General features: G+C 43.4%; 19 protein-coding genes and 1 other annotated feature. All 19 genes read right to left on the minus strand.

Annotated elements, in window-relative coordinates; all coding sequences use genetic code 11:
• Positions 1-191: MoaD/ThiS family protein (locus JL57_RS29120; RefSeq protein ID WP_034145384.1), on the minus strand; the 191-nt coding region annotated here is incomplete at its 3' end.
• On the minus strand, positions 188-2,086 hold the full coding sequence (locus JL57_RS29125) for an aldehyde ferredoxin oxidoreductase family protein (RefSeq protein WP_034145385.1): 1,899 nt from the start codon (positions 2,084-2,086) through the stop codon (positions 188-190). The genes JL57_RS29120 and JL57_RS29125, both read right to left, overlap by 4 nt.
• 6 nt (positions 2,087-2,092) lie before the next feature.
• A complete protein-coding gene (locus JL57_RS29130; RefSeq protein ID WP_034145386.1) occupies positions 2,093-3,292 on the minus strand; it encodes an iron-containing alcohol dehydrogenase in 1,200 nt (399 codons plus the stop codon).
• 124 nt (positions 3,293-3,416) lie between these two features.
• Positions 3,417-3,992 (minus strand): TetR/AcrR family transcriptional regulator, encoded by a 576-nt coding sequence (locus JL57_RS29135; protein ID WP_034145387.1) that lies wholly within the window; start codon positions 3,990-3,992, stop codon positions 3,417-3,419.
• A 319-nt stretch (positions 3,993-4,311) separates the two neighbouring features.
• On the minus strand, positions 4,312-5,460 hold the full coding sequence (locus JL57_RS29140) for a bifunctional 3-deoxy-7-phosphoheptulonate synthase/chorismate mutase (protein ID WP_034145388.1): 1,149 nt from the start codon (positions 5,458-5,460) through the stop codon (positions 4,312-4,314).
• A gap of 191 nt (positions 5,461-5,651) precedes the next feature.
• Positions 5,652-5,907, minus strand: a binding site (T-box leader).
• Between the two features lie 382 nt (positions 5,908-6,289).
• Positions 6,290-7,528, minus strand: coding sequence for a DUF1015 domain-containing protein (locus JL57_RS29145; protein ID WP_034145410.1), 1,239 nt, complete (start codon positions 7,526-7,528; stop codon positions 6,290-6,292).
• 141 nt (positions 7,529-7,669) lie between these two features.
• A complete protein-coding gene (locus JL57_RS29150) occupies positions 7,670-8,833 on the minus strand; it encodes a phosphoglycerate dehydrogenase (protein ID WP_034145389.1) in 1,164 nt (387 codons plus the stop codon).
• A gap of 20 nt (positions 8,834-8,853) precedes the next feature.
• Positions 8,854-9,936, minus strand: coding sequence for a 3-phosphoserine/phosphohydroxythreonine transaminase (serC, locus tag JL57_RS29155; RefSeq protein WP_034145390.1), 1,083 nt, complete (start codon positions 9,934-9,936; stop codon positions 8,854-8,856).
• 836 nt (positions 9,937-10,772) lie between these two features.
• The gene (locus tag JL57_RS29165) at positions 10,773-11,198 is read right to left on the minus strand and encodes an exoribonuclease R (RefSeq protein ID WP_366557130.1); all 426 of its coding nucleotides are present in this window, start codon (positions 11,196-11,198) and stop codon (positions 10,773-10,775) included.
• Between the two features lie 161 nt (positions 11,199-11,359).
• A complete protein-coding gene (locus JL57_RS29170) occupies positions 11,360-13,966 on the minus strand; it encodes a polynucleotide kinase-phosphatase (RefSeq protein ID WP_034145393.1) in 2,607 nt (868 codons plus the stop codon).
• On the minus strand, positions 13,963-15,462 hold the full coding sequence (locus tag JL57_RS29175; RefSeq protein ID WP_034145394.1) for a methyltransferase type 12: 1,500 nt from the start codon (positions 15,460-15,462) through the stop codon (positions 13,963-13,965). Before JL57_RS29175 ends, JL57_RS29170 begins: the two co-directional genes overlap by 4 nt.
• 116 nt (positions 15,463-15,578) lie before the next feature.
• Positions 15,579-16,481, minus strand: coding sequence for an arginase (rocF, locus tag JL57_RS29180; RefSeq protein WP_034145395.1), 903 nt, complete (start codon positions 16,479-16,481; stop codon positions 15,579-15,581).
• Between the two features lie 33 nt (positions 16,482-16,514).
• Entirely contained in the window at positions 16,515-17,582 is a 1,068-nt protein-coding gene (locus JL57_RS29185; protein WP_034145396.1) for an alanine/ornithine racemase family PLP-dependent enzyme, read from the minus strand.
• 15 nt (positions 17,583-17,597) lie between these two features.
• Positions 17,598-18,962, minus strand: coding sequence for a GlmL-related ornithine degradation protein (locus JL57_RS29190; RefSeq protein WP_034145411.1), 1,365 nt, complete (start codon positions 18,960-18,962; stop codon positions 17,598-17,600).
• 8 nt (positions 18,963-18,970) lie between these two features.
• A complete protein-coding gene (gene oraE, locus JL57_RS29195) occupies positions 18,971-21,172 on the minus strand; it encodes a D-ornithine 4,5-aminomutase subunit OraE (RefSeq protein ID WP_034145397.1) in 2,202 nt (733 codons plus the stop codon).
• Positions 21,165-21,542 (minus strand): ornithine aminomutase subunit alpha, encoded by a 378-nt coding sequence (locus tag JL57_RS29200; protein ID WP_291300732.1) that lies wholly within the window; start codon positions 21,540-21,542, stop codon positions 21,165-21,167. Before JL57_RS29200 ends, oraE begins: the two co-directional genes overlap by 8 nt.
• Positions 21,543-21,558: 16 nt before the next feature.
• A complete protein-coding gene (ortB, locus tag JL57_RS29205) occupies positions 21,559-22,965 on the minus strand; it encodes a 2-amino-4-oxopentanoate thiolase subunit OrtB (protein WP_034145398.1) in 1,407 nt (468 codons plus the stop codon).
• Complete coding sequence (gene ortA, locus JL57_RS29210; RefSeq protein ID WP_045691618.1) at positions 22,958-23,302, minus strand: 2-amino-4-oxopentanoate thiolase subunit OrtA; 345 nt, start codon at positions 23,300-23,302, stop codon at positions 22,958-22,960. The genes ortB and ortA overlap by 8 nt, the downstream gene beginning before the upstream one ends.
• A 4-nt stretch (positions 23,303-23,306) precedes the next feature.
• Positions 23,307-24,359, minus strand: a complete 1,053-nt coding sequence (gene ord / locus JL57_RS29215) for a 2,4-diaminopentanoate dehydrogenase (RefSeq protein ID WP_034145399.1) — start codon at positions 24,357-24,359, stop codon at positions 23,307-23,309.
• Between the last annotated feature and the right edge of the window lie 71 nt (positions 24,360-24,430).

Raw genomic sequence — 24,430 nt, forward strand, 5'->3', positions numbered from 1 at the left:
GAAAAACGCTTATTTCCACTGATTTGCTGTTTATTGACAAACATAATTGCTTCTATTAGGTCCTGTTCTGAGATGTTGGGACAGCTTTGCCTGATCTCATTTAAGACCTGTCTTACTGTTCCTTCTTTTACAAGCAACTGCCTTATACTGCAGTCCACACTAATCAACCCAAAACACTTAACAGTAATCATACACCATAGTCTTCCAAACCTAACTTCTTCAGTCTACGTTTTGTTGGCACACCCTGGTCATCCCAGCCTCTGATTTTGTAGTAGTCCTTAAGCATTCCTTGCAGTTTAACCTGACTGTCAGCATCCTCTGCCCTTTGCAGTTCACTGGTAAGTCTCTTGGGCAGAGTATCATCACTACCCTTCAGACCTTGTCTCAGGTTGATAATCCTTTCTAGATTATAGCCCCTTTCACCAGTCTTGATAAAGCTTCCAATCGTTGCATTAAAGCCTGTCACTGCTTTAATGGAATATGGATGGGGCAGGATACTCTTAAGGTTAAAGTTCATTAAACTTGTATGGTTATGCAAAAGGCCCACTAGCCAACTAAAAGAAGGGATTGCCTTGTTAATAAACCTTACAAGACTCTGATTCGGATTTTTCACCAACACCTCTGGTAGTAATGAATAAGTGGTAAATAGACAGGTACCACCAGCTGATACGGCCTCCATCAAATCCTGAAAGAAGATGGTATAGGCAGCTTTTCCGCTGGCAATCTTTCCACTCACGTTCAGTCCCAGCCCTTCAAGCACAACCAGATAACCTCCGTTTAAGTGACAACCCCCTCTGTTTGACGTTGCATACCCTAAGCCCATTCCCTGAGCTGCACGTGGTTCATAAGCAGCAATTTCCAGACCCTTAACATTCATGGCAAAGTCACTACCGCCATATCTTTCTGAAATGCGTTTTGTTCCTTCCGCCAATACATCTCCAATTCCTTCACGAGTCGCTACTTGTTTAACTAATTCCTCTAGAAGTGAGCAATCGCCAAACGTTAAACCATTCTTCCATAAACCTTTTTCATTGAGCTCCATTGCAAAACCAACACTACTGCCAAAGCTAATGGTATCAAGTCCATACTCGTCACAGAGATGATTGAGGTTTAAGATACTTTGCAGATCATTGTTCAGCAGATTGCTGCCAAGCAAGCCCAAAGTTTCTAGCTCAGGCCCTTTAACTTCTTTTCCATAGGCTTTAACCACCCTGCCACACTGTATTGGGCAAGTCACACAGCCCTTATTTTTTATTGTATAATCTTGCTTTAATGTTTCACCATTAATCGCTTCAAAGTCGTCATAATTACCCCTTGAATAATTCTTGGTCGCCAGTTGATTGCGAAAATTCATCATACTTACAAGCCCAGCAGTTCCAAGCTTTGGCAGCTGTTCACCTGTAAGTAGATGTGACTTAAGCTTTTTAATCCAATTCTGGTTGTGCTTTTTGAAACCTTCCTGAGCGGAAATTTCTATGTTCTCTTTTCCGCTGGCAACAATCCCTTTAAGATTCTTGAAGCCAAACACAGCACCAACTCCACCACGCCCCGCTGCACGCTCCTCACTGATCACAGCAGCATACCTGACCATATTTTCACCAGCAATTCCTATGACGAACTTGCCTCTGCCTTTTCCACCCAACAGGTCTTGAGCCTCACCTGTATTTTTGCCCCATAAATGTTCAGCATTTTTGATTGTAATATCTTCAGATGTAATATCAATATAGACCTTTTCTTTGCTTTTTCCGCAAATAACAAGTCCATCGTAACCGGCACGCTTAAGGTGCAACCCAAAGCTTCCACCACAATTTGAGGAAACCAACAGACCTGTTAAAGGGGAAATTGTGGACACATTGAATCTGGAGGAACAGGGTGATGTTGAACTGGTAAGAGGGGAAGTCGTGATCACAATTATGTTTTCCTCAGAAAAAGCTTCCACCTTACTCTTGAAAGAATCATAAATGACTTTTGCAGCCAGCGTTTTGCCGCCTATAAACAGTTCTCGATCCTGATCGGATACAAGATAGTCTCCTACTATACCACTGCTCAAATTAATCTTAGCGATTTTCCCAGCATAACCAACCATATTCACCTACTCCTTAATCACATGATAAATCTTCATCATATCCTCTTTCAACATAATCTTTGGCACAGGATAAAGCGGGTTGCTTTCTGCCAGAGCACGTTTTACCATCAGTGGAATATCGATCTCCACAATACCTTTGAACTTTTTGGGAATGCCCATACTTTGATTGAGTTGTTTTATGGCCTCAATAAACTTCATTGCCTTTTGTTGCTTGGTGTCGGTCGGTGCACTTATACCAACCAAATCAGCTAATTCTGCTAAAGATTGGTGCACTGATTCACCATAATACTCTAGGACATAGGGCAAGATGATAGCATTAGCTAGTCCATGAGGAGCCGAGTAAAATCCGCCTAGGGTATGGGCGATGGCATGCACATAACCAACATAGGCCCGTGTGAAGGCAAGTCCTGCCAAATAGGAAGCCTGTTGCATATTAGCGCGGGCGACAAGGTTTGTACCGTTGGAATATGCCTCAAAGATGTTTGCAAAAATTAACTTTATTGCCTCTCTGCTCAGCTGCTTTGTCTGTGTTGTGTTACTTCTGCCAATGTAAGCCTCGACGGCATGTGTCAAAGCATCAATTCCCGTAGTCGAAGTAATATGCGGCGGCAGATTAATAGTAAGCACCGGGTCAAGTACAGCATAATGTGGAATGAGTGAAGTGTCATTAATGGCATACTTTTCATGGGTCTTGCTGTCGGTTATCACGGCAGCAATTGTGGTTTCACTCCCTGTACCAGAGGTTGTTGGAATGGCAAATAGCGGTGGGATCTTTTTCAAAACTTTAAAAACGCCCTTCATCTGAGAAATGGTCTTTCTAGGTCTTGCTACGCGCGCACCCACACCTTTTGCGCAATCCATCGGCGACCCGCCACCAAAAGCAACAATACCTTGGCAATTGTTTGCTTTGTAGATCTGCAATGCTTCCTCAATATTATCAATGGTTGGGTTCGGAACAGTCCTGTCATACACAACAAAGTCCACACCCTCAACACTTAAGCCTTTAAGTAATTCATCGAGCAGTCCAAGTGAGGCAATAATCTTGTCAGTTACTATCAAAACGCTGTTAATACCTTTGCTTTTTATTAGCTTGGGCAGCTTTTTCAAGCTGTTTGCTCCTTGAGTTAACTCGGGCTTACGCCAAGGCAGCAGGTAAGAAACCAATTTAAAAACACTTTGATAAATCCTGCAATACAATTTATACATTATAAACCCCCTCTTTCTATTCAAAGTTAATGGCAATTATATGTAATGATTACTTTTTTCACAACCCCCTAACCCTTCATATGTACTTATCTGTCGTCCGACCGACCGATAGGCCCTAAAAAAATTATTCAACCTTCGAAAAGATATCGGCTATGCCGTCAATGGGAATTTTTTCCACACCAAGTCTCCACTGAATTGTAAATCCGTCAAGTGCTGCTAGTATTATATAGGATAATACGCTATAATCGGCTGTTCTATTTTTTAATACCTTTCTCAAACCATCTTCCAGTGTTATTCTCCACTCCTTATATTTTTCTCGGAAGCGTTGCTTAAGAGGTTCATTGCTTGTTACTGCATCACTAATCAGGTAAAGATGTAGCTTACCTCTGGTTTCTGCAGTGGATATTCTTTCGAATACCACCTTTAATATTTCCTCTGGCGCGATATTCTGTTCAATATTATCTATCCAGGATAAAAGCTCTTCTGTTATTTGTTTAAGATGAATATCCGCAATGTCATAGATAATATCATTCTTATTCGAATAATAGTAATATAATGTTCCTTTGCTTATGCCAACTTCTTTTGAGATATCTGCCAGACTGGTATTTTTGACGCCCTTCTGGGCAATCAATTTACTTGCTGCATCAAGGATACTTTGTCGTGCACTGGTTAGTTGTCCTTCTGTATCTTCTTTACTCATTATTTCACCCCATATCTCGGTCAGTCAGCCACCCGACCGACTTAGTAATTACATTGTAATTTTATTTTGACGAGTAGTCAACATGTTGGCATGGCGTCATAGCAATTCACAACTACGAATTAACTAAATAATTTAGCCCAAAAGGGACCGTATTGAAACTAAGTTGATATGCTCCTCCCCTGGTAGTAGGTTTTATTATTTAACCTGTCTACCATGGGGGGAACATATCAGTTTCGCCACGGCCCCTTTGCTTTTCCCACGATGGTGTGATTAATCATCTCTTTCTCTTATTAAGGAAGAGATTTTTATATATCCAAATTTATTTACTCCCTAAATGAGAAATAAGCGATAGATCCAGGTCTTTTTCTTTCACTAATTTTCGCTTGATTTGGAATTGAACTGCCACCTCGAAAATTACAGGATAGATCTTCTTTACCAATTCTGAAGGGAGCTCTAATTCATTGCCAAGATTAATAAGGCGCTGTAAAACTTCTCTTTCCCGAGCGGTATCCTTCACCCGATCCAGACGCTTTTGATCCGCTACTTTCTTGACGATTTGCATCCGAGCAGCTAGACATTCGATGATTGTTTGATCAATATCGTCAATTTGATTGCGCAAGGATTCAAGTGACTCCTCATCCTTTGTCTCACCACAGGCGAAGATTCTCTTGACCGATTCGGCGACTACACCCAGTTCCCCAGCAAGTTGGATAAACTGTTCAGGGTGCAAAGACTGGGCTCCATCGCTGACTGCCTCGGCAGGATTAGGGTGCATCTCGATCAATAGCCCATCCGCTCCGCAGGCAATAGCGGCCTTAGATAGGGATGCGATCAAATCTCTTCTGCCCGCTGCATGACTTGGATCGACAATCACAGGTAGATGTGAAAGCTCTTTAGCGACTCCGACTGCACTAAGATCTAAGGTGTTACGAGTACTGGGTTCATAGGTGCGAATTCCCCGTTCACAAAGGATAACCTGCGGGTTGCCAGCAGATAAAATATATTCAGCCGCCAGCAGCCATTCTTCTATCGTTGCCGATAAACCCCTTTTGAGAATTATCGGTTTGTTGATTTTACCAGCCATTTTTAGAAGCTCGAAGTTCTGCATATTTCGGGCACCGATTTGAATAATGTCAATCTCGTCGACCACTAACTCAAGGCTTGGAGCATCGATGACTTCTGTAACACAAAGTAAATCCTGTTCCTTAGCAGCTTGCACTAAATAATTAAGCCCCTCCCTGCCCAAACCTTGGAAACTATAGGGGGAAGTACGTGGCTTGAAAACCCCACCCCGCAGAATTTTTCCTCCCGCTTTTTTTACGGTCTCAGCCGATTGACTCATCTGAATACTTGATTCTACCGCACAGGGTCCGCCTATGAGAATAATTTCCTTGCCCCCAATAGTTACCCCTTTAACCTCAATAGAACTACGTTCCGCCTTCAGTCCTGCTAATTTCAAATCTTTCATAGTAATTGCCTCCCTTATTTTAAATTAAAAAAGTCCACGGCACATCCCCTTATAGGGACGAAAGCCGTGGACTTCCGCGTTACCACCCATTTTGACCAAATTGGTCCTCTCAACAAAGGTACAGTCTATCAATTCACATTTGTCGAATATCTCAGTCTAGCTATAACAAAAATAAAAAACTTCTCATCCCATGTAGGGACGAGAAGTTATATCTCGCGTTACCACCCAACTTAAGCCAAAAAGGCCACTCGACAAAGGTACGGGAATTGATATCCGATACCCCCTTCCTGTTAACGGTGAAGAACCGTCCTGGCCTACTTGATTACGTTCAGCCGGGCAGCTCGGGAGGGAACTTCACCTATCATCACACATAGAAGAGTTTTCAGTCGAGACTCTTCCTCCCTGAAAGGTAATAAATAGACTACTTTACTCCGTCTTAGCTTTTAAAAAATTTAATTAATTGTATTATAACACTACTAGGAATTTTGTCAACTATTATTATAAATTGATAAAAACAGAGCCCATCAATCTGGGCTCTGTTTGGATGACTAATTCACGTTCTACTTAGGATTTGGACCAAGCCAATAAGGCTGTAGCGATTGCAACCAATGCCAACGGCAGTATTTATAACTTGTCAATCAGTCTGAATTTGCCATGAACTTCATCTCAAAACATAGTATAACCCGTTTCTAAAGTATTATACATGGTCTGGTTTTTTTCTCTTCTAGCCTCAAATAGTCATCACTGGTGGCTTTCGTCACTTCAGACTATCGTTAACTGAAGCCTCGATGTCCGGCTTTAGCTGAACGAGTTTACCTAAGTCTTCCCTCTAACTTAACTCATGAATAAATATTCCGCTTCTCAGCTTCGGCTCAAACCAAGTCGATTTGGGGGGCATCAATTGACCTGCATCGGATACTTCAAACAATTCATTAATTGAAGTCGGAAACATTGAAAAGGCAAGCTTCATATCACAGTTGGCTCTTTTTTCAAGTTCTTTAAGCCCTCTTATTCCACCGACAAAGTCTATTCTTTTATCTGTTCTTATGTCGATGATATTGAGAACTGGAGTTAAGATATGATTTTGAAGCAATGCAACATCGAGCCCGTCAACAGGATTCGTTGAACGGATTTCATCCTTTGCCGTTAACTTATACCATACTCCCTCTACGTACATCCCAAAGGTAGATTTTTCTATAGGTTTATAGGGTTCTGCCCCCATTTCTTCCACTAAAAAGGCTTTAGATACTTCAGCCAAAAATTCATCTTTACTATGCTGATTTAGATCTTTCACTACGCGGTTATAATCCAAAATCATCAATTGGTCATGTGGGAAAAGCACAGACAGGAAGAAGTTGTATTCCTCGTCTCCAGTATACCCTGGATTTTCCTCTCTTCTTTTTAAGCCAACCTTTACCGCTGAAGCTGTTCTATGGTGGCCATCCGCTATATAGATGCTTTGTATGGTTTTAAATTCTGTAGATAAAGTTTCTATGTCGCTTTCCTGATCTACTTTCCATACTGTATGTCTAACTCCATCAGGAGCTACAAAATCGTATAATTGAGTTTCCTTCTTTATCGAATCCACCACTTGATTGATAATTTTTTGAGAACGATACGCTAAAAATATAGGCCCTGTTTGAGCATTACAAATATCGACATGGTTTATTCTATCAATTTCTTTGTCTTCTCTTGTTTTCTCATGCTTTTTGATCACATTACCGAGATAATCGTCTATTGCTGCACAGCCTACTAAACCAGTCTGGGAACGGCCGTCCATTGTCAGTTCATAGACATAGTAGCAGCACTGACCTTCCTTAATTAATAGACCGTCATTGATCATATCTTGAAGACTATCTCTGGCTTTCTCATAGACCTTAGTATCATAAGGATTGAAGTCCTTATCAAATTGTGTCTCTGCTCTATCAATTTTTAAAAAGGATAAGGGTTGCTTTAATACTTCTTCTAAAGCTTCTTGACGATTATAAACATCATAGGGGAGTGCTGCCACTTTACTGACAACATCTTCTCTAGGTCTTAGCGAATTAAAAGGTCTAATAACAGCCAATGCTCTTTCCTCCACATCATAAAGCTCTTCTGAAACGGTGGTGTGAAACAAGGGGACAGGCACCCAGGCACCTTGTTTCTCCACCAGCGAAACACGATGCCTGTCCCCTTGTTTCGCTGGTCCTCTTGACCTTCGTACTGATTATTTAATGATTCTAACTTTTAAAACCCCGTCAATTTCTCTGATTTTCTTTTCTAATTCAGGGGTCGAAGGGGATTCAATATCAAGTACGGTATAGGCATACTGTCCTTTGCTTTTATTGATCATGTCCGGAATATTGATGTTTTCTTTGGCGAAAGTTGATGTGAATTGGCTTAGCATGTTCGGGATATTTCTATGATTAATGGCAATCCGACCAGCTTTAATACATACCCCCATGTCACAGTTTGGATAATTGACTGAATTTATGATATTTCCATTTTCAAGGTAGTCCATTAATTGCTTGACTGCCATAACTGCACAGTTATCTTCTGATTCACTTGTCGAAGCACCTAAATGAGGAATGGTAATAACTCCTTCGATACCGCACACTTTAGGATTTGGAAAATCCGTAATATATCGACTGACTTTTCCGGACTTCAAGGCTTCAATCATATCCTCATCAATGACCAAGGAATCTCTTGAAAAGTTGAGTATTTTCACTCCATCCTTCATGATAGCAAATGTTTCTTTGTTAAACATTCCCTTCGTGGTATCGGTTAGAGGGACATGAACCGTAATAAAATCACATTCTCGATAAATCTCTTCTAACGATTTAGTAGGTTTAATGAATTTTGAAAGCTTCCAGGCTGCATCCACTGAAATGAAAGGATCATATCCGTAGACCTCCATCTCCAGCTTATTCAAGGCATTAGCAACTAAAACTCCTATCTCGCCTAGTCCTATGACCCCGAGTTTTTTGCCTTTTATTTCTGTTCCGGCAAACTTCGATTTATTTTTTTCTACGAGTTTAGCAACCTCTGGATCATGTTGACAAGAGTTTACCCAGTTAACTCCGCCAAAAATATCACGTGAAGCAATAATTAATGAAGCAATGACAATTTCTTTTACGCCATTGGCATTAGCGCCTGGGGTATTAAAGACTACCACTCCACTTTCGGCACACTTATCCAAGGGAATATTGTTAACACCAGCACCTGCTCTGGCAATAGCCTCTAACGAAGGGGGTAGCTCCAAATCATGAACACTAGAACTTCTTACGAGCACGGCATTTGCATCATTAAAACGATCAACCATTTCATAATGATCCGAAAATAGGTCTAATCCAACATTGGCTATGGGATTTAAACAGTTAATTTTAAACACGGTTACATCCACCCCTTAAATTATTGATTATCTTCTTCAAATTTCTTCATGAATTCAACTAAAGCCTTGACCCCATCTTTTGGCATCGCATTGTAGATACTTGCTCTCATGCCACCTACGCTTCTGTGTCCCTTTAAGTTCTCAAATCCAGCAGCCTTAGCTTCCTTTATAAATTTAGCATCCAATTCATCAGAATCCGTGACAAAAGGGATATTCATTAAAGAACGATCCTTCTTTACAACTGTCCCTCGATATAACTTACTGGAATCAAGGAAATCATATAAAATAGCGGCTTTTTCCACATTCCTTCTTTTCATTGCCTCGAGCCCGCCTAGCTTCTGAACCCACTTAAATACTTTACCGCAAATATAGATGCCATAGGCTGGAGGGGTATTATACAGCGAATTGTTATCTGCATGGGTCTTATATCTTAGCATCGTTGGGGTCCCCGGTAAGACATCCTCCCTAATTAAATCTTCACGAATGATGACTACAACAACTCCTGCAGGACCAATGTTTTTCTGAACGCCAGCAAAAATAAGACCATAATTTGTTACATCTACAGGTTCGGAAAGTATATCTGAGGACATGTCAGCGACTAAGATCTTCTCCCCAGTTTCAGGCAATTCATTATATTTCGTTCCATAGATGGTATTGTTATGACAGATATAGACATAATCAGCATCGTCTGAAATCTTAAGGTCCTTGAGATCTGGGATATAGGAAAACGTCTTATCTTCAGAAGAAGCTATGACATTGATCTTTCCATAGATTTTACCTTCAGAAATCGCTTTTTTTGCCCATTGTCCTGTGTTAATGTGATCGGCTACTCTATTTTTCATTAAGTTCATAGGAATCATGGCAAATTGTTGGGATGCCCCACCTTGAAGGAACAAAACCTTGTAATTATCTGGAATCATCATTAAATCTCTCAAATCTTTTTCAGCATCACCAATAATATGTTCGAAAGCTTTCGAACGATGACTCATCTCCATTACGGACATGCCTGTTCCGTTGTAATCTAACATTTCCGCTGCTGCTTCTCTAAGTACCTCTTCCGGTAATACGGCGGGACCTGCAGCAAAATTGTAAACTCTTGACATTGAAAATCCTCCTTTATTTTATGCATTTGAATTTATATTGGAATATTTAACCACTACACTATAAGCCAATTTTGTTTCCATAAAGTAGTACTTTTCTATAAAACACACCTTCTTTTATAAATTATTAATAAAATGTTATAAACTGGATTTCCAGGGAAAAACAAAACCCACCCCAGCATTGGGGCGGGAATTCCGCGGTGCCACCCAAGTTCTAGTCGATTAAGGGTACAGGAAAACAGACGCTTAAAATTATAAAAACCCCTCGTCCCAATTAGGGACGAGAGGTTATTCCCGCGTTGCCACCCATGTTGCCAAAAATCGGCCAACTTATGTCCGCGCTATCGGGCGGAACCCGTCACAATTCATCATTGGCCACTCCAGGATGGAATCCTTCAGCTCTGTAGACTGACTTGCACCAACCGTCAGTTCTCTAAACTCTAAAAGCTAGGGACTTCCCTTCATCGTGTTAATTTAATTTGGATTGTTTTGATTCTAATAGATTAATGTCGTCGTGTCAAGTCCTTATTTAAAATTTTTTGTTTCTATAATGTTACCCGCTTCTTAAGTGGTCGCTTTCTTGTCATCACGGCTTTTTTTCAAGGCCATTACTAGAGTCCTTTCCAGAAATCTCTTTCGCTTATCTGAAGTTGCTTATGTAATATTCTATCCCACAAATTCTTAGGGATTTCTTTACTAATAGCATGACTTATTTTTGTTCGTAGAACAGTCCCATTATTAAGCATTCTTTCATAATACCAATGATCGGTGTTGCGAATCATCACCCAACCGTTTTTATCACAATAACGTTTTAAGTCTCCAAATTTCGGTGCCATATATTATAGTCCTAAAAGAGTGCGAATTTCTTCGTCATTGTCGCAGAGCAAAATTTTCAAAACATATGGAAAATGGGATTTGCGGTTAGGTGCATGAAAGAAAAGTTGAGAGCGTTCCATATAATCTTGAGCATATATTTTAAGGTCTTCAACCAAATCCTTGGCAGCTAAATCTGTTGTAGAATTATTTGCGTACATTTCCAGAGAATCTAGAGCAAGCGTAATTGAACTATCCTCTTCATGAATGATTTCAGGGTTTAGTTTGTAATCATTTAATAGCATCTTAAGAAGATCCACTCTGAGCAAAGCAACTTGTTCTGTTTGTTTTCTTTTAATAATAGCAGGGTTAAAAGAATTAAATACAGAATCATAAAGAGTGGAAAATTGGCTCCTTGCCTCAGTAAATTGTAGTTCAGATAACATTGTCATTCCCTCCTCACCTCCAATATATCATATGATGTACATTGTGCATAGTATGACCATTATGTACATTATGTACATTATGTACATTATGTATAAATTTGGGGAGGGGACACTTCACTTAACAAGGTGTTTCCGTAACTTAGTCAATATGATCGTAGTATGACGCTCTATAACCTTGGGTCAACTGGTTCAGCCTCTAAAGCCAAGGTTGCCAAAACACATTCATGAACTCTTTCTACCGGCTCCTTGTCAACAAAACGCTTGACCCCTTCAATTCCTAAGGCAAATTCCATTAAAGCATGACGCTGCTTGCGGCTGACATTGCGTTGTTTTAAGCGGGCTAAATTCTTAGACTGCAAGTAGTCGATGCCATAAATAATATGCAGATAGTTTCTCCCCCGGACTTTAATCGCGGGTTGGATTAAACGTCCTTTATTATTCCGAGCAATATAAGTCTCTGGCTTAACCACAAACCCCTCATGTCCATCTTCCGTGATTTCCTGCCACCAGCGAATGGCCTCCTTCTCAGACGCTTCATCTTTAACGACTTTATACTCCGTTTCTATGAATAAATCAGATATTTGGACGAGTTCCCTGCCCTGTTCCATATGCCAAAGATGGGGTTGATCAAAATTCGTTCGTTTACTATAGGCCAAAACATGAAACGCAGCAATTTTTATCCCCTCAATCCCTTGGGTATCCCAACAGTACTTTTGAAACACAGCACGGAAAACCTCAGCACTTTCTAACTTACTCTTAAACTCCTCCAGCCACGGATTAACCTCCCAGCCGTTTCGCTCAGCTTCCTGCAGTTTATCTAACATCCTTTGACGATCCATGATCGCCACTTCTGAAACATGAGCATACTGAGCACTAATTAATTCTTTGGCTTTTAAGTTCCAGGGTAAAATCTCCGCATCAAGCAAAACGAAATCCGTCTTGTTCTTGGTAAAATACTGGGCCCTATTCAAGTCATTATTGAGTTGCCCCAGAACTGTCTGGGTCATAGCCCGATCAAAGAATGCTCTGCCCGTCCTTGTATAGATTGTTCCTAGAGTTGGATTTCCAACATAATTCACTGCAGTATCTGCATCTTTAAACAGGAGTAAAATTGCGCGACTTCCCATATGTTTCTTTTCCACGACCATTGTCGTTATGCCTTGTTTTCGGTAATACTCAAAGGCTTCTTTGGGATGTTCGAGATAATCCAATTGAGGAGAAGGGTCTGTGGTCGGGCTCATGGTTGGCGGAATATACACTAGTTCTTCGATTGGAACAGTATAATGGGAAACTTCTTCAATCGACGACTTAACAAATTCTTCCTGTATCCTTATGTCTCCGTAGACCTCTGTGCTGACAGAGAATCCATTGAGAAAACTCTGGATGTTCGGAGGACTAAACCTTTCTTTTTTCCATTTCTGCAAAAAACTCTCTGGGTCGTTAGCATAATCCTCATGTGCTACCACAGAGACAAACGTCTTTTGCGGATAGCGATACGCCGTCAATCTACCACCAAAGACGACACCTTGGTCAATATTGATCGTGTTGTTAATGACTTGGGGCAGTGGCCTCGGATCATGCCCCCAAACGATAATTTCCCCCGACTGATGGTGGACAAACCAATCTTTTCGAATCGGTTTGCCAGCATCGTCCGCTCCATCCGTATCACCATATCGGCAAAAATCACTAATTCTCTTCGATTGTTTTCCAATATAGCTATCTCTAATTCCAGCATGGGTTGCGACAATTACGCCAACTCGATGTTTAAGAAACACGAGATTTGATGGAGCAGTGAGGAGAAAATTCTTAACTTTTTCTTTGAATTGTTCTGCGGCTTCTTTTCCCTGTCCCTTTTCTAAGTTTTCAAATTCTGCTGCGACAATCTCATCCCCGTGAGCCAACTCAACGTTTCGGCCTGAGAGCCAGCGAGCGATCTTCCAGCCATGATTGCTATCTACCATGTAAGCGAGTTCCTTCTCCACGTGATTTATAAAAAATTTCAAACATTCAATACTCTGCGGTCCTCGCCCCAAAATGTCACCTACTGACACAAGTTTTCGTCCTTCAGGATGAACATACAACCCTTCTTCATTCTGTAAATAACCGAGTTTATCGAGCAGTTCCAAATACTCAGAATAGCAGCCATGAATATCCCCAATAAAATCAAGGCCTGCTCCTACCTCTTTCACTATGGGGTTAAATAAACGCACAAAGGTACACTGTTCGAGCTCAACATCGTTTAAGCTATATAGAACTGCAAACCCTTCTGTTTTTAGGGAACGTAGGTTATTTTTAAAGGTACGCACCTGCTTTTTGATCCGATCTCGTCCTCTTGGCAGTTCTCGCTGAGCATCCCGCTCTAAAAGTTTCTTTTCCGGCACGTCTAAGACGATCGCCATGACTGGGACGTGGTTTTTATTGGCGATATCTATAGATTTCTTTCGATCCTCAGGCCAAAGATGGGTCGCATCAACTACTGTTAATTTACCAAGGGCACAGCGGATATTGATGAGAGCAAACATCGATTCAAAGGCCTTTTCTGAAATCTGCTGATACTTTGCAAAGAGAACTTCCTGCTCATCCTTTGAGGGTTTACCATAATCAATAAAATCTGTATCTGAAACTAAAACTCTAAACTGGTCCGAACTCACAATTTCTGATCCCAGTAATATGCTTTGCTCCACGAGGTAATTAAGTAACGATGACTTTCCACTGTTCGACGGCCCTACCAACAATACAATCCCTGCATGAGGAAATGCAATCTGTTGACTCATAGTTCTATCCCCACCTGTCTTGTGAAAATCCCGATCTGCGTGGGATGACCAAATCCCTCAATTTCCTGCCCGATCCCGTCAAATTGAACGCCATACGAGTATTGATTAGCCCAAGTATTGCACTGCTGTGTAAATTGAGCCCTAGTCCATTCAAATCGATGGTCTTTATGGCGAACTTCTTCGTTCATTTCGTATACTTGATTATATTCTACATTCGGAGTAGTCATAATAAGCGTTTTGGGTTGGTAACTTGCAAAGATTGTGTTCATGACCCGGGGCAAGCGATACTCATCTATGTGCTCTATCACCTCTCCTAGAATCATGATGTCCTTGTTACGCATCCTCTCATCATAATAAAAGAAGGAACCCCAGACCGGAAGGGGAGAAATAAAGCCCTCTTGTTGACTTGCCTGTGCAAAACGCTTCATAGCTCTAAGTAGTAACTTTTCAGTCGGTTCCACGGCAAGGATTTCCTTGACTTGAGGAATGAAACCTAAGCGCACGGAAAGTTTTCCTTCTCCTGCGCCGAAATCAACGATTGTCTCTTTTGACGATAAATTTTCAATAATCTTGACGATAGTTTGGTAACGTTGCTCATTTAAACTAACTTGCGGTTTAGGCTCCTCTATTCGGAACTCCAGCGTTTCTTGTTCTTGTTCTTGTTCTTGTTCTTGTTCTTGTTCTTGTTCTTGTTCTTGTAATGATTCTACTGATTTCTCAGAACGTTGCACAGGATCATCGAATAAATTATCTAAGCCAAACTCCTCAGTTTTCTTGGCCGTTAATTCAGGTGGCACTTTATCTATGAGTTCCCTAAACCGTAACGAACGTTTGACAATCACTTCATTAAGCGGATGATTTAGCAACCACCCTTCCCCATGGCGCTGAAGTTTCTCAATTTCTCGTTCATCCATGAAGTAATGCTTATAATTATCCAGTACTGGTATGAGGACATAAAGATGCTTCAAGGCATTCTGAAGGGTGACTGCACCATGAAGATTGATAAACCGGGCAGAACTTTTATCTTTAAGCTTAAACATGTAGTTTGCTTGTCCACGCTCAATATTGACTTGGTAACCCAAAGGTTCGAAAAGCCTCCTGACGACAGCATCTGGCAAATCAGAAGCAATTGGCCCGAAACCTATGTTAAGTTCGAAGGCATGAGTAACCCAGGGGAGGTACTCCTCTAAAGTCCGTCCATTAAGAGCCGTCCCTAAAGCTGAACGGGCATAGGAGCAGAACAAACTGCTAGCGACAAATTCTCGGTCGTTGATATACTGCGTAATCTTAAAGGAATCCGGACTATTTTTTACCAGTTCAATCGGATCAGGAGTAACAAACAAGATTACTTCCACTTCTGTTTCTGTGAAAACCGTATAGGTTAGACGAACACGATACCCTTTTTCAGCCCTGTCATATAGATTTTGGGGATTCTTAGCGAGAAGAAACGATAAGGCCTTAGCCCCTTCTCCCACCGCCTTGATTGCTAACTGCACGGAAAAAACTCCTTATCAACTTGTACTTCCTTTAATTATACCTCAAAAGGTTGAGGGACATGAACTATAGCATCATGTCTTACCAGTTAAACTCATCCCGGAACAAGGATTTCTTGCTAATAAATACGTTTCCCAAAGGCTGAACAAATCAACCCTACTGCGAGCTCCGCCGTCTTATTCTGGTAATCTAAAATGGGATTTACTTCTACCATATCCATACTCATGAGCAGGCCCGAATCCGCTATAAGCTCCATCGCCAAATGTGCTTCGCGATAGGTTATTCCTCCAGCAACTGGCGTACCCACGCCTGGTGCTTCTACTGGATCAAGGACATCTAAATCAAAACTAACATGAATTCCATCCGTTCCCAGAGAGGCCAAACGAATACCTTCATTGATAACAGCCTTCATTCCTCTTTGGTCAATATCATTTATCGTAAATACTGTAATCTTGGAGCGGTGAAGCATTTCCTGCTCTTGGGGGTCCAAATCACGCGCCCCAATAATTACCGTGTTTTCTTCTCTTATTTTTTTCTGTTCCCCCCCAATCGAAGTTAATTCCTTCGCTCCGATTCCGTTGGCCACAGCCAATGGCATTCCGTGAATATTGCCACTGCTCGTTGTCTCAAGGGAATTATAATCCCCGTGCGTATCAAACCAAATCAAGCCAAAACGCCGCCCACTTGAAGCCAGTCCTGCCAGAGAACCAATCGATAAACTATGATCCCCTCCAAGGAGCAAGGGAACAACCCCTTCTTTGATGGCCTCCTCTACCCTGAGATGCAGTTGCTCGTTAATCTTGACAATTTCGTCTAAATACTTCAGCCGCTTATTCTTAATCTCGCGTGTTTCTGGGATCGGAACCTCTATATTGCCAACATCCTCAACATCCCAGCCCAACCGCTCTAATCTAGCGTTTAACCCAGCATAGCGAATAGCACTTGGTCCCATATCCACTCCACGCCGGTCTGCTCCAAGGTCAATGGGTACTCCAATAACTCGAATGACCGCTTTTTTCACTAAGATTCCCCCTGCTCAATTTTCTTGATCAGTTTAATTTATATAACGCTTATGAACAAACGGAGAAGTCATAGCCCCCAGCAATCCCCCATAGCTCAAATTAAATTCTAACACTGAACCTACCGTTAGGTCCGGAGCTTCTGTGAGATCCACAATTAAATGATCCGAACTCGCCCCAAATATTTTAAGTCGTGCATCCCGTAATTCTAAGCCCTCAGTTGGAACATCCTGTCGTCCTAAAGCTATTATTCCCCGTTTTCGCCACCCTTCATCAAGAAACTTCGGTATTTCTCCAAAAGCGTCCTGCCCAATTGAGCCTATGGGAATGGTTGGCTTATCATAACTTTCCAAAATCTCAGCTTTTAAAATAAAAGCATCAGAAAATGCACCTGGTAGACGATTTCGGTTAACCGTCTCGCACCCTAGTACAATTCCTTCGCCGATGCGCAATTGATTAACTCGCGGCGGTACGTCGCCCTTCTGAAGAAGAGCTAACGTCGCAGAATTCCCTCCAGAAATAACAGGTAGAGAAATTCTAAATTCTCTCTCCATCACTGCAGCCAGCTCAACAAGGTGTCCTAAATTCTCGGACGTAGGGATCACTCCACCATAGCAGGCTAAATTTACGCCCAATCCCTCCAGTATTAAACCCTTCAGGGGAAGGACTTGGGCAACCAATTGGGGTAATTCTTTAGGCCAAATCCCTTCTCGCAAATCCCCCATATCCACCATCAGAATCACCCGATGCGATTCTTGGCGTTTTAAGGCTGTTCGAGAAAGCGCCAGCAAGACATCCCAATTTGAGTTTAAACTAACCTCTGCCAAAGCCACAGTCTCATCTACCTGAGAAAGCCCTGGCGGACGCAAAAGCATCAAAGGAGTCTCCGGAAAGGCCCGTTTTAAGCGCGCAAGATTTTCTAGCCGAGAATCTGCTAACATCCGTATTCCTCCAGCCAACATAGCTGCAGCAATTTTAGGTTCACCCGAAAAAACCTTGGTTACGCCAACCACATCCACTTGATAGGGTGCGGCTATCCGCTTTATGACTTCCACATTCTTGGTGATTTTAGCAAGGTCAATAACTATTTCGGGCAGACTCACGCCTATCCTCTCCCTCTAATTTTCTACTCCAAGTGATTGGCGTAAAAGGTGCCAAACACCTTGGTGAAACGTTGTCGCTAATACTCCTAGGGACGCCATAATATAGTCGGTGTCCAGCATCAACGCCACCCCCGGCTTTGGCAGCAAAGCATCTCCAGCCTGTTGAAGGCTGCTCCTCATCATTTCCAGACCATCTGGTAGCCGTGTAAGCGCCCCACCTGTTCCTACAATCCAGCGGATCCGAGTGAGGTCACGTCCATCGACGCGCGTAACCCTACCGCTCGTCCCATAGTAGTGGCGATACCGACCACTATGCCGCAACAGAGCGATTCTTAACGCCTCAGTGGTCAACTCCGCACTTAAGGCCATCTCTTCTGGAGTTTCAGGCACAGGTTTCAAATATTTAAACCAATCCTGACCATGATGCTTCAATATTTTTTCTTTACCCATGAGTTCCACTAAGATATTAGCGTTGATATAGACACCAAGATCTCCTTCAACCGTTCGCTTTGCTAAAGGCTCTGGTCCAAGTGCTAATTTTTGATTTTCCTCAGCCCCCAAAGTTATCGAATGGACATCCGTCGTTGCTCCCCCGACATCAAACACCAAAACGTCTCCCACTTCATCGTAAATCAGTTGAGCCGCCTGCATCACTGCACCAGGCGTTGGCATGATCCTGCCATTGACGATATCCCGAATTCCTTGCATCCCCGGAGCCTCCGTGATGTGTTGTTCAAAGACTTCCTGAATGGCGTGCCTAGTCGGTTCAATGTTCAGTTGGTCAATCTCAGGATAAACATTGGGTACAGCTCTAACGTCGATATTTGCTTGAGCAAGAGCCTTTTGCACACCCGCTGTAGCAGTGACATTTCCTGCATAAATGATAGGAATTCGCCATGAGACTTGACTAAACCAGGCCGCTAGTTTCTTAGCGTTTTCGAGGACAACGCGCCGATCTCCATGATCCACCCCACCTGCCAAGAGCATGATATTAGGACGAATGCGAAGAATTTCTTCCCAATCTTCCTCAACTAGTTCTCCTGCAGTTTGATAGCGGACCACCGCCCCCGCTCCTAAGGCAGCCTCCCGTGCAGCACGAGCCGTCATATCTGGAACGAGACCATGAACCGTCATTTTCAGTCCTCCAGCTGCCGAGCTCGTTGCGTAAAAAGGAATGTCGCTAAGTAAACCCACGGGTCCGATCATTTTCTCAAGATCAGCCACAGCCCGCCTCAACCCAATCCCCACATCCCCATCAAGCACGGTCGTAGGAGAGAGGCCTTGCCCAAGTAGCCGCGGATTATTCGTATCCAAATCACCGAAAGCATTCACCACAGTTGTCGTGCTGCCGATTTCAGCCACCAAAACCTTTTTTATCATGTAATCCCTCACTTTGGCGGGAAGTTCTCCTCCCGATACTTGACCAGAAAGCTGGCCACATCAATCCCTTTGGTTCCCCTACCAAATCCCGCGTCCATGCCCCATTCCCTAGCCAATTCATTGGTAACTTGTGTTCCTCCACCCACAAGAATTAAGCGATCGCGAACTCCACGTTCAACACACAAATCGTGTAACTTCTGCATATTGAGACGATGCATGTCTCCATGTGAAATAATCGTGCTAATTAAAATAACCTCTGCACCCGTCTCCAGTGCAGCATCCACAACCTTTGAAATCGGAACGGATGTTCCTAAGTAGTGAAACTTCATTCCGAACCCTTCTATCCCACCATGTTTAATATCCAGGATTTCTCGCAGCCCCACGGAATGTTCATCTTCCCCGACGGTAGCTGCCACTCCTAGCATCGGTCGCGCCTGGACTTTCTCTCGAATAACTTCTACGCTAAGCCGTTCCTCTTCTTCTGGCATTTGAAGGGTCGAGGGATCAATCGCGATTTTCAGTTTACCTTTGACCTCTAAAACAGTTCCCTCTGCGGGATGCATGACTTGTTTATGAATAACCTCTGTTTCCTCCCATCCCATTTGTTTAGCAATCTCTAAGGCCGCAAAATGAGCTGTTCGAATATTTGTCGGCAAGAACAGGGTCATACTCACAACTCCATCCCCTGCCCATTGGACTTCAGGGGTTAACTTTTCTTCACGGTAAGGACGACTTTTCTCTAAACGTTTATTGACATTATCCTCCTCATCAAGCTCATCAAGCCATTGAATTTTTTCTGGGACGCAAAGAGTGCATCCTCCTATCTTCGAACATGGACGCTCCACCTCAACTGGTCTGTGATTATTGCCAAAGTGTCCACAAACTGGAGCAAAATAATCATGGGCTCGGAGCAAAACCTCTGCCCCCACTCCACCTTTGATATCCCTAGAAATACCGTCACCATTCCGTTCTGGATAAAGCCCTGAATCCACGAAGAACCCTTGTTGAACCGCTTCGAAATAACCGCCTGTCTCAAGGATTTCTTCTAAAAACAAAACGGCCCGTTCTTTCAGTTCGCGCACACGATCTCCCAAGATCCCTTCCCGTTTAATCTCGACCATCTCTTGCAAACCGTCCAACCCCACCAAGGCCTGCTTAGCCGTGTTTACGCCATTTATCGTGTTATAGTTCCAAGGAACATTGCGACCCTCATCTGGAGTGATGGTACTTTGGATATCTGCAGAAGTGAGGCGAGAAAGCAAAACATTTAGGGTATGAGTGACTGTCACTTCCCGTGTATCTGACTCCATGTATTTTGTATTCATCTGTGCCCGCATTCGATACTCAACAAACAATTCTCGCAAAGCCACGGCATAGGGCAAATCCAAACGGAGTGCCGGAGCTGGAGGTGCCGTTGGGGGTACAGTCGAAAGGCAAATACGATCTTTGGGCATCCCAACTTTGACAGAATAGGCACTGTTTATAGCGTGTTGAACTAGGAGTTCCGGCATGACCTTCCAAGCTTCGCGGGCAGTGGCATTCGCATTATGAGCTCCGTCAATCTGAGCAATTTCAGCCCAATTCATGACTTTTTTTGCTTCAGCGGCATCGACAAAGGAGCGAACAGCATTGATATTGCGATATAGCACGTTATATTGAGGGTCTTGGTGTGCCCCGTTGACCCCTTCTTCCGCTAGAAGAACGGCGACCTCTGGCCCAGCCACACCACTAACATAAGAATGCAAATTAATCTCCCGACCCACTTCATCCTCAATCATATCCAACGCTTTACGTGTTGCCCGCAGTTGTTTCCGGCTAATCGGAACCCCCCCAATCCCTTCCGGCGTTCCTTCAAGCAAGCCATCATAATGGCTTTGCCCAGCGGTTCGAATGACCATAATGTGATCGGCACCATGATAAGCTGCCATCCTCATTCGTCTTAAATCATCTTCAAATCGCCCAGAAGCAATCTCCGAAGTCAATGTGCATTCTGGTTGAGGATCAATTCCACCAAAGAAACCCGCGGCTGGAAGAGGCTGGCTGGCTTTTAAACCTTCGGAGGTCTGAGAATACGTAAAGGGTCCTAACTCCTGATGAGGTATCAATTTACGCCAAGTCCATCCCCTCCGTCTCGGTCGATAGTCTTCCAGATTCTCCATGATTTTCTCAATATTCATTCTAATGTGCGGATCAAGAATATAATCAGGCATTATCTTTCCCCTCTCCAAAAAGCACTTTGATTTCCTTCCAGCCTTCTCCACGAGCTAACCTTTCAACAGCTTGAGGGATCTCTAAGCCAAATATTTCCGCATAACGCCAGACACAATGACCTGCTCCATGTTCAAGCACTCCGTTCAGTAAGGCCTTTTCCACGATCGCCTTAGCCGTAAGGCTATTCAAGCCCATCCTCAAGAGCACAGAGCGCTCAATAGAGGGGGTCGTATGGGTGCGGGCTAATTCCAGCAAAGGATCTACGACTTGATTGGCTAACTGCCAAAAACGTTCTTCTAATTCTATTTCACTGAGTTCCGCGAGATGTCCACGCCGTGCTTCGTAGTCGTCCTTTCGTTGTATACCCATTGCTTAACTCTCCTTCTTAAACATTTAAGGCTTCCCTGATTCGTGTTTGACCCCAGCGCGTTTCAGCCTCCAAGTATTCCCGGTCCTTCTCTAGTAGGCTAGAATACGGTATTTCGCCCATCACATTTTTCAAGTAGCTAAGTCGTATATGATCCAGCTCAATATCTTTTATCTGAATTTGGGCTGGATGGGTTGGTATAATAATACTTTTCCCAGGAATGCTCTCTCTCGGATCCCCACGCCGCACTTCAATTCCATTTTCTTTAGCAAACGTCAACTGAGCTTGAGGATGTTTACCAGCACCGGTATACTCAGTCTCCTGAACGACAATGACTTGATCCTCTCTCATTTCCTGTGCCAATGCAAAAGCAGCCGCTAATGACGTATTTCCAGCTGGGCCACGTTCCAAGCCTTCCAGCTGAGCCAGGGCTTCCGTAATATAGAATGCTTCCCCCTGGGTCACAGTGATATAGCGATCTAAATAGCGCAACGGCCGAGCAGCATTGCGGGGAACATCCGAACGATCTGGCCAGACAGCAAAGGGGATGCCAAACCCAGTATGCCCTGTCGTAAACGATTTGCGGTTAAAATCCTGATCACTAGCCATATGCAACCCTTTAAGGTCAATACTCGCCCCGATGATCTGGGCCGAACAAGCAGCTTTCTTTAACCCTCGCGCCGTACCCGTGACATTCCCTCCACCAGCATGGGTGATGACCACAGCATCTGGATCTTTACCAGTTAACTGACGGGTTTGCTCCACCATTTCATATCCTAAGGTTTCCACGCCCGCAATCCCAAACGGTGTATAGAGAGAAGCATTGAAAAACCCGGTTTCTTCTAACAATTGCAAAAAAATATAAAAAAGCTCCGGTCCAACCGACAGCTGAAGAACCTCTGCCCCATAAGCCTCACACGCCCGACTCTTTTCAATGATTTCCGGTTGTCCCTGTCCTCGGGAATCAAAAGCTTCCTGAACAATTAAACAAGGAATTCCAAGCATCGCTGCTTGGGAAGCAACCGCAGCACCATAGTTTCCGGAAGTAGCTGCGATCACACCAGCATACCCACGTTTTTTCGCTTCATAAACTGATAAAGCAGCTCTGCGTGCTTTAAAACTACCCGAAGGATTAGCAGCTTCATCTTTGACGAAAATTCTCGCGCCTTTCCCCTGAGGAGCGACTCGACGAGCCAAGTTTGTAAGCTGGCGAAGCTCTAACAGAGGCGTGTTCCCTACCCCTGTTGCTCGTTGAATGCGGCTTGTTTCCTCCAAAGAGTAAGCCACCGAGCCCATCATTCCTTCATAATCAAAACCTAACTTGCCATATTCAAAAACGGCATAATCAATCCCGATGGCCTTTCGCATGATCTCTCCCTTACGAGCTATAACTGCCTCATAAGACTGGTCCAACGGTTTACTCATCTCCAACCCTCCCTTTCTTCAGAAAGGTCCGTAGTTCTTGCCCAATATCTAAAAGCACCTTTTGCGGTTCTCCGAACGAATGGTTATACCGGGGATGAAGCGAGACCAATTTCCCGTCCACCACTCGCCCAATACGAGTGCGAACAGAGACCATCTCGCCAAGTTTTGCTTGCTCATTGACGAGAAAGCCCCGCAAACGCATCTCTAAGGGAACCTTTTGTGTATCCTCTGGAACTTGAGGAGCCCGTTTTCCCGGTTCCATAATCACGTTCCAAATTTCGACCCAGTCTCCACTCACTCCGTGCTCTTCTAGGGTGCTTTTATAATCTGAACTCATTTGTTTACTCCCCCTTTCGCCAGGTCAGAAGCGCCCTAACGTCTCCCATCAGAGCGGCTGGAACTGGTAATTCCGCCATGCTTAAAAGTCCTGGGCGAGCCGCTAAAACTTGGGGAATCATGTTCACTGCCATCGCCATGGTTCCAAGACCGCCCGGGATTTCCGGTTTAAGCACTAAATGAATATCCGGCTGTCCGCTGATGTCGATATAATCTCCCGTCTCAATCCCTTCCAGCTGAGGCAAAACCTGCTGTGGATGAATTAATTCGATCTTAGGAACTCCATCAACATACCCTATCGCAGAATGTTTGCACCCCGCCACATGACCAGGTTCAACTTTCACATGCTCAGTTTCCCTGTACACCTTTGAAATAATCGGAAATCGAGTTTCTTCAATTCTATCCAATTTCCAGCCCAGTGTTTTTGCTAAGAGATGAATTGATTCCTTAAACCCAACATGTCCGACAATCTCTCCGCTTTGCAACCCCGCTTCAAACGCTTCAACGCTCACTCCCACGCCCTGAGTCTGCATAACCGTAGGACCAAATGGAGAAAGATCATTAATTCGAGTAGCTTTAATATGATCAACCTCTAGACAGGGTCCCGTCATGGCTAATATTAAAGTATCCAGAACAAATCCCGGATTAATCCCCGTTCCTAGGACGCTTACCCCATACTCTTTCGCCAAACTATCAATATGTTTCGCTAGCTCAGGTTCTTGGGCCCATGGGTAAGCCATTTCCTCCGCAATGCTAATCACATTTAAGGAATGTTTGAGGGCTATCTCAATTTGGGGAGCAACATCCTTCGTAAAGGAGGATGTTGCCAGGACGACAAGATCTGCTTTTTCTAAACTCATCTCTCCCACATTGGGTGGCTGTTGAATCCTAACGCCATTCTCTGCTCCCCCTAAAAAATCTCCCAAATCCCGCCCAATCTTCTGTGGATCTTGATCATAGGCACCGACGATCTTGAGCCCAGTTTTAGACTCCATTAAGCGAGCCATTCCACTCCCCATGGCACCCAAACCCCATTGAATCACACGTATTTCAGACATATTGAACCCTCCTCACCTTTATCAGCCAAAGTTGTTGCAAATTTCTTACATTGTTCTTATTAATGCAAAAG

Source organism: Desulfosporosinus sp. BICA1-9, assembly GCF_000802135.1.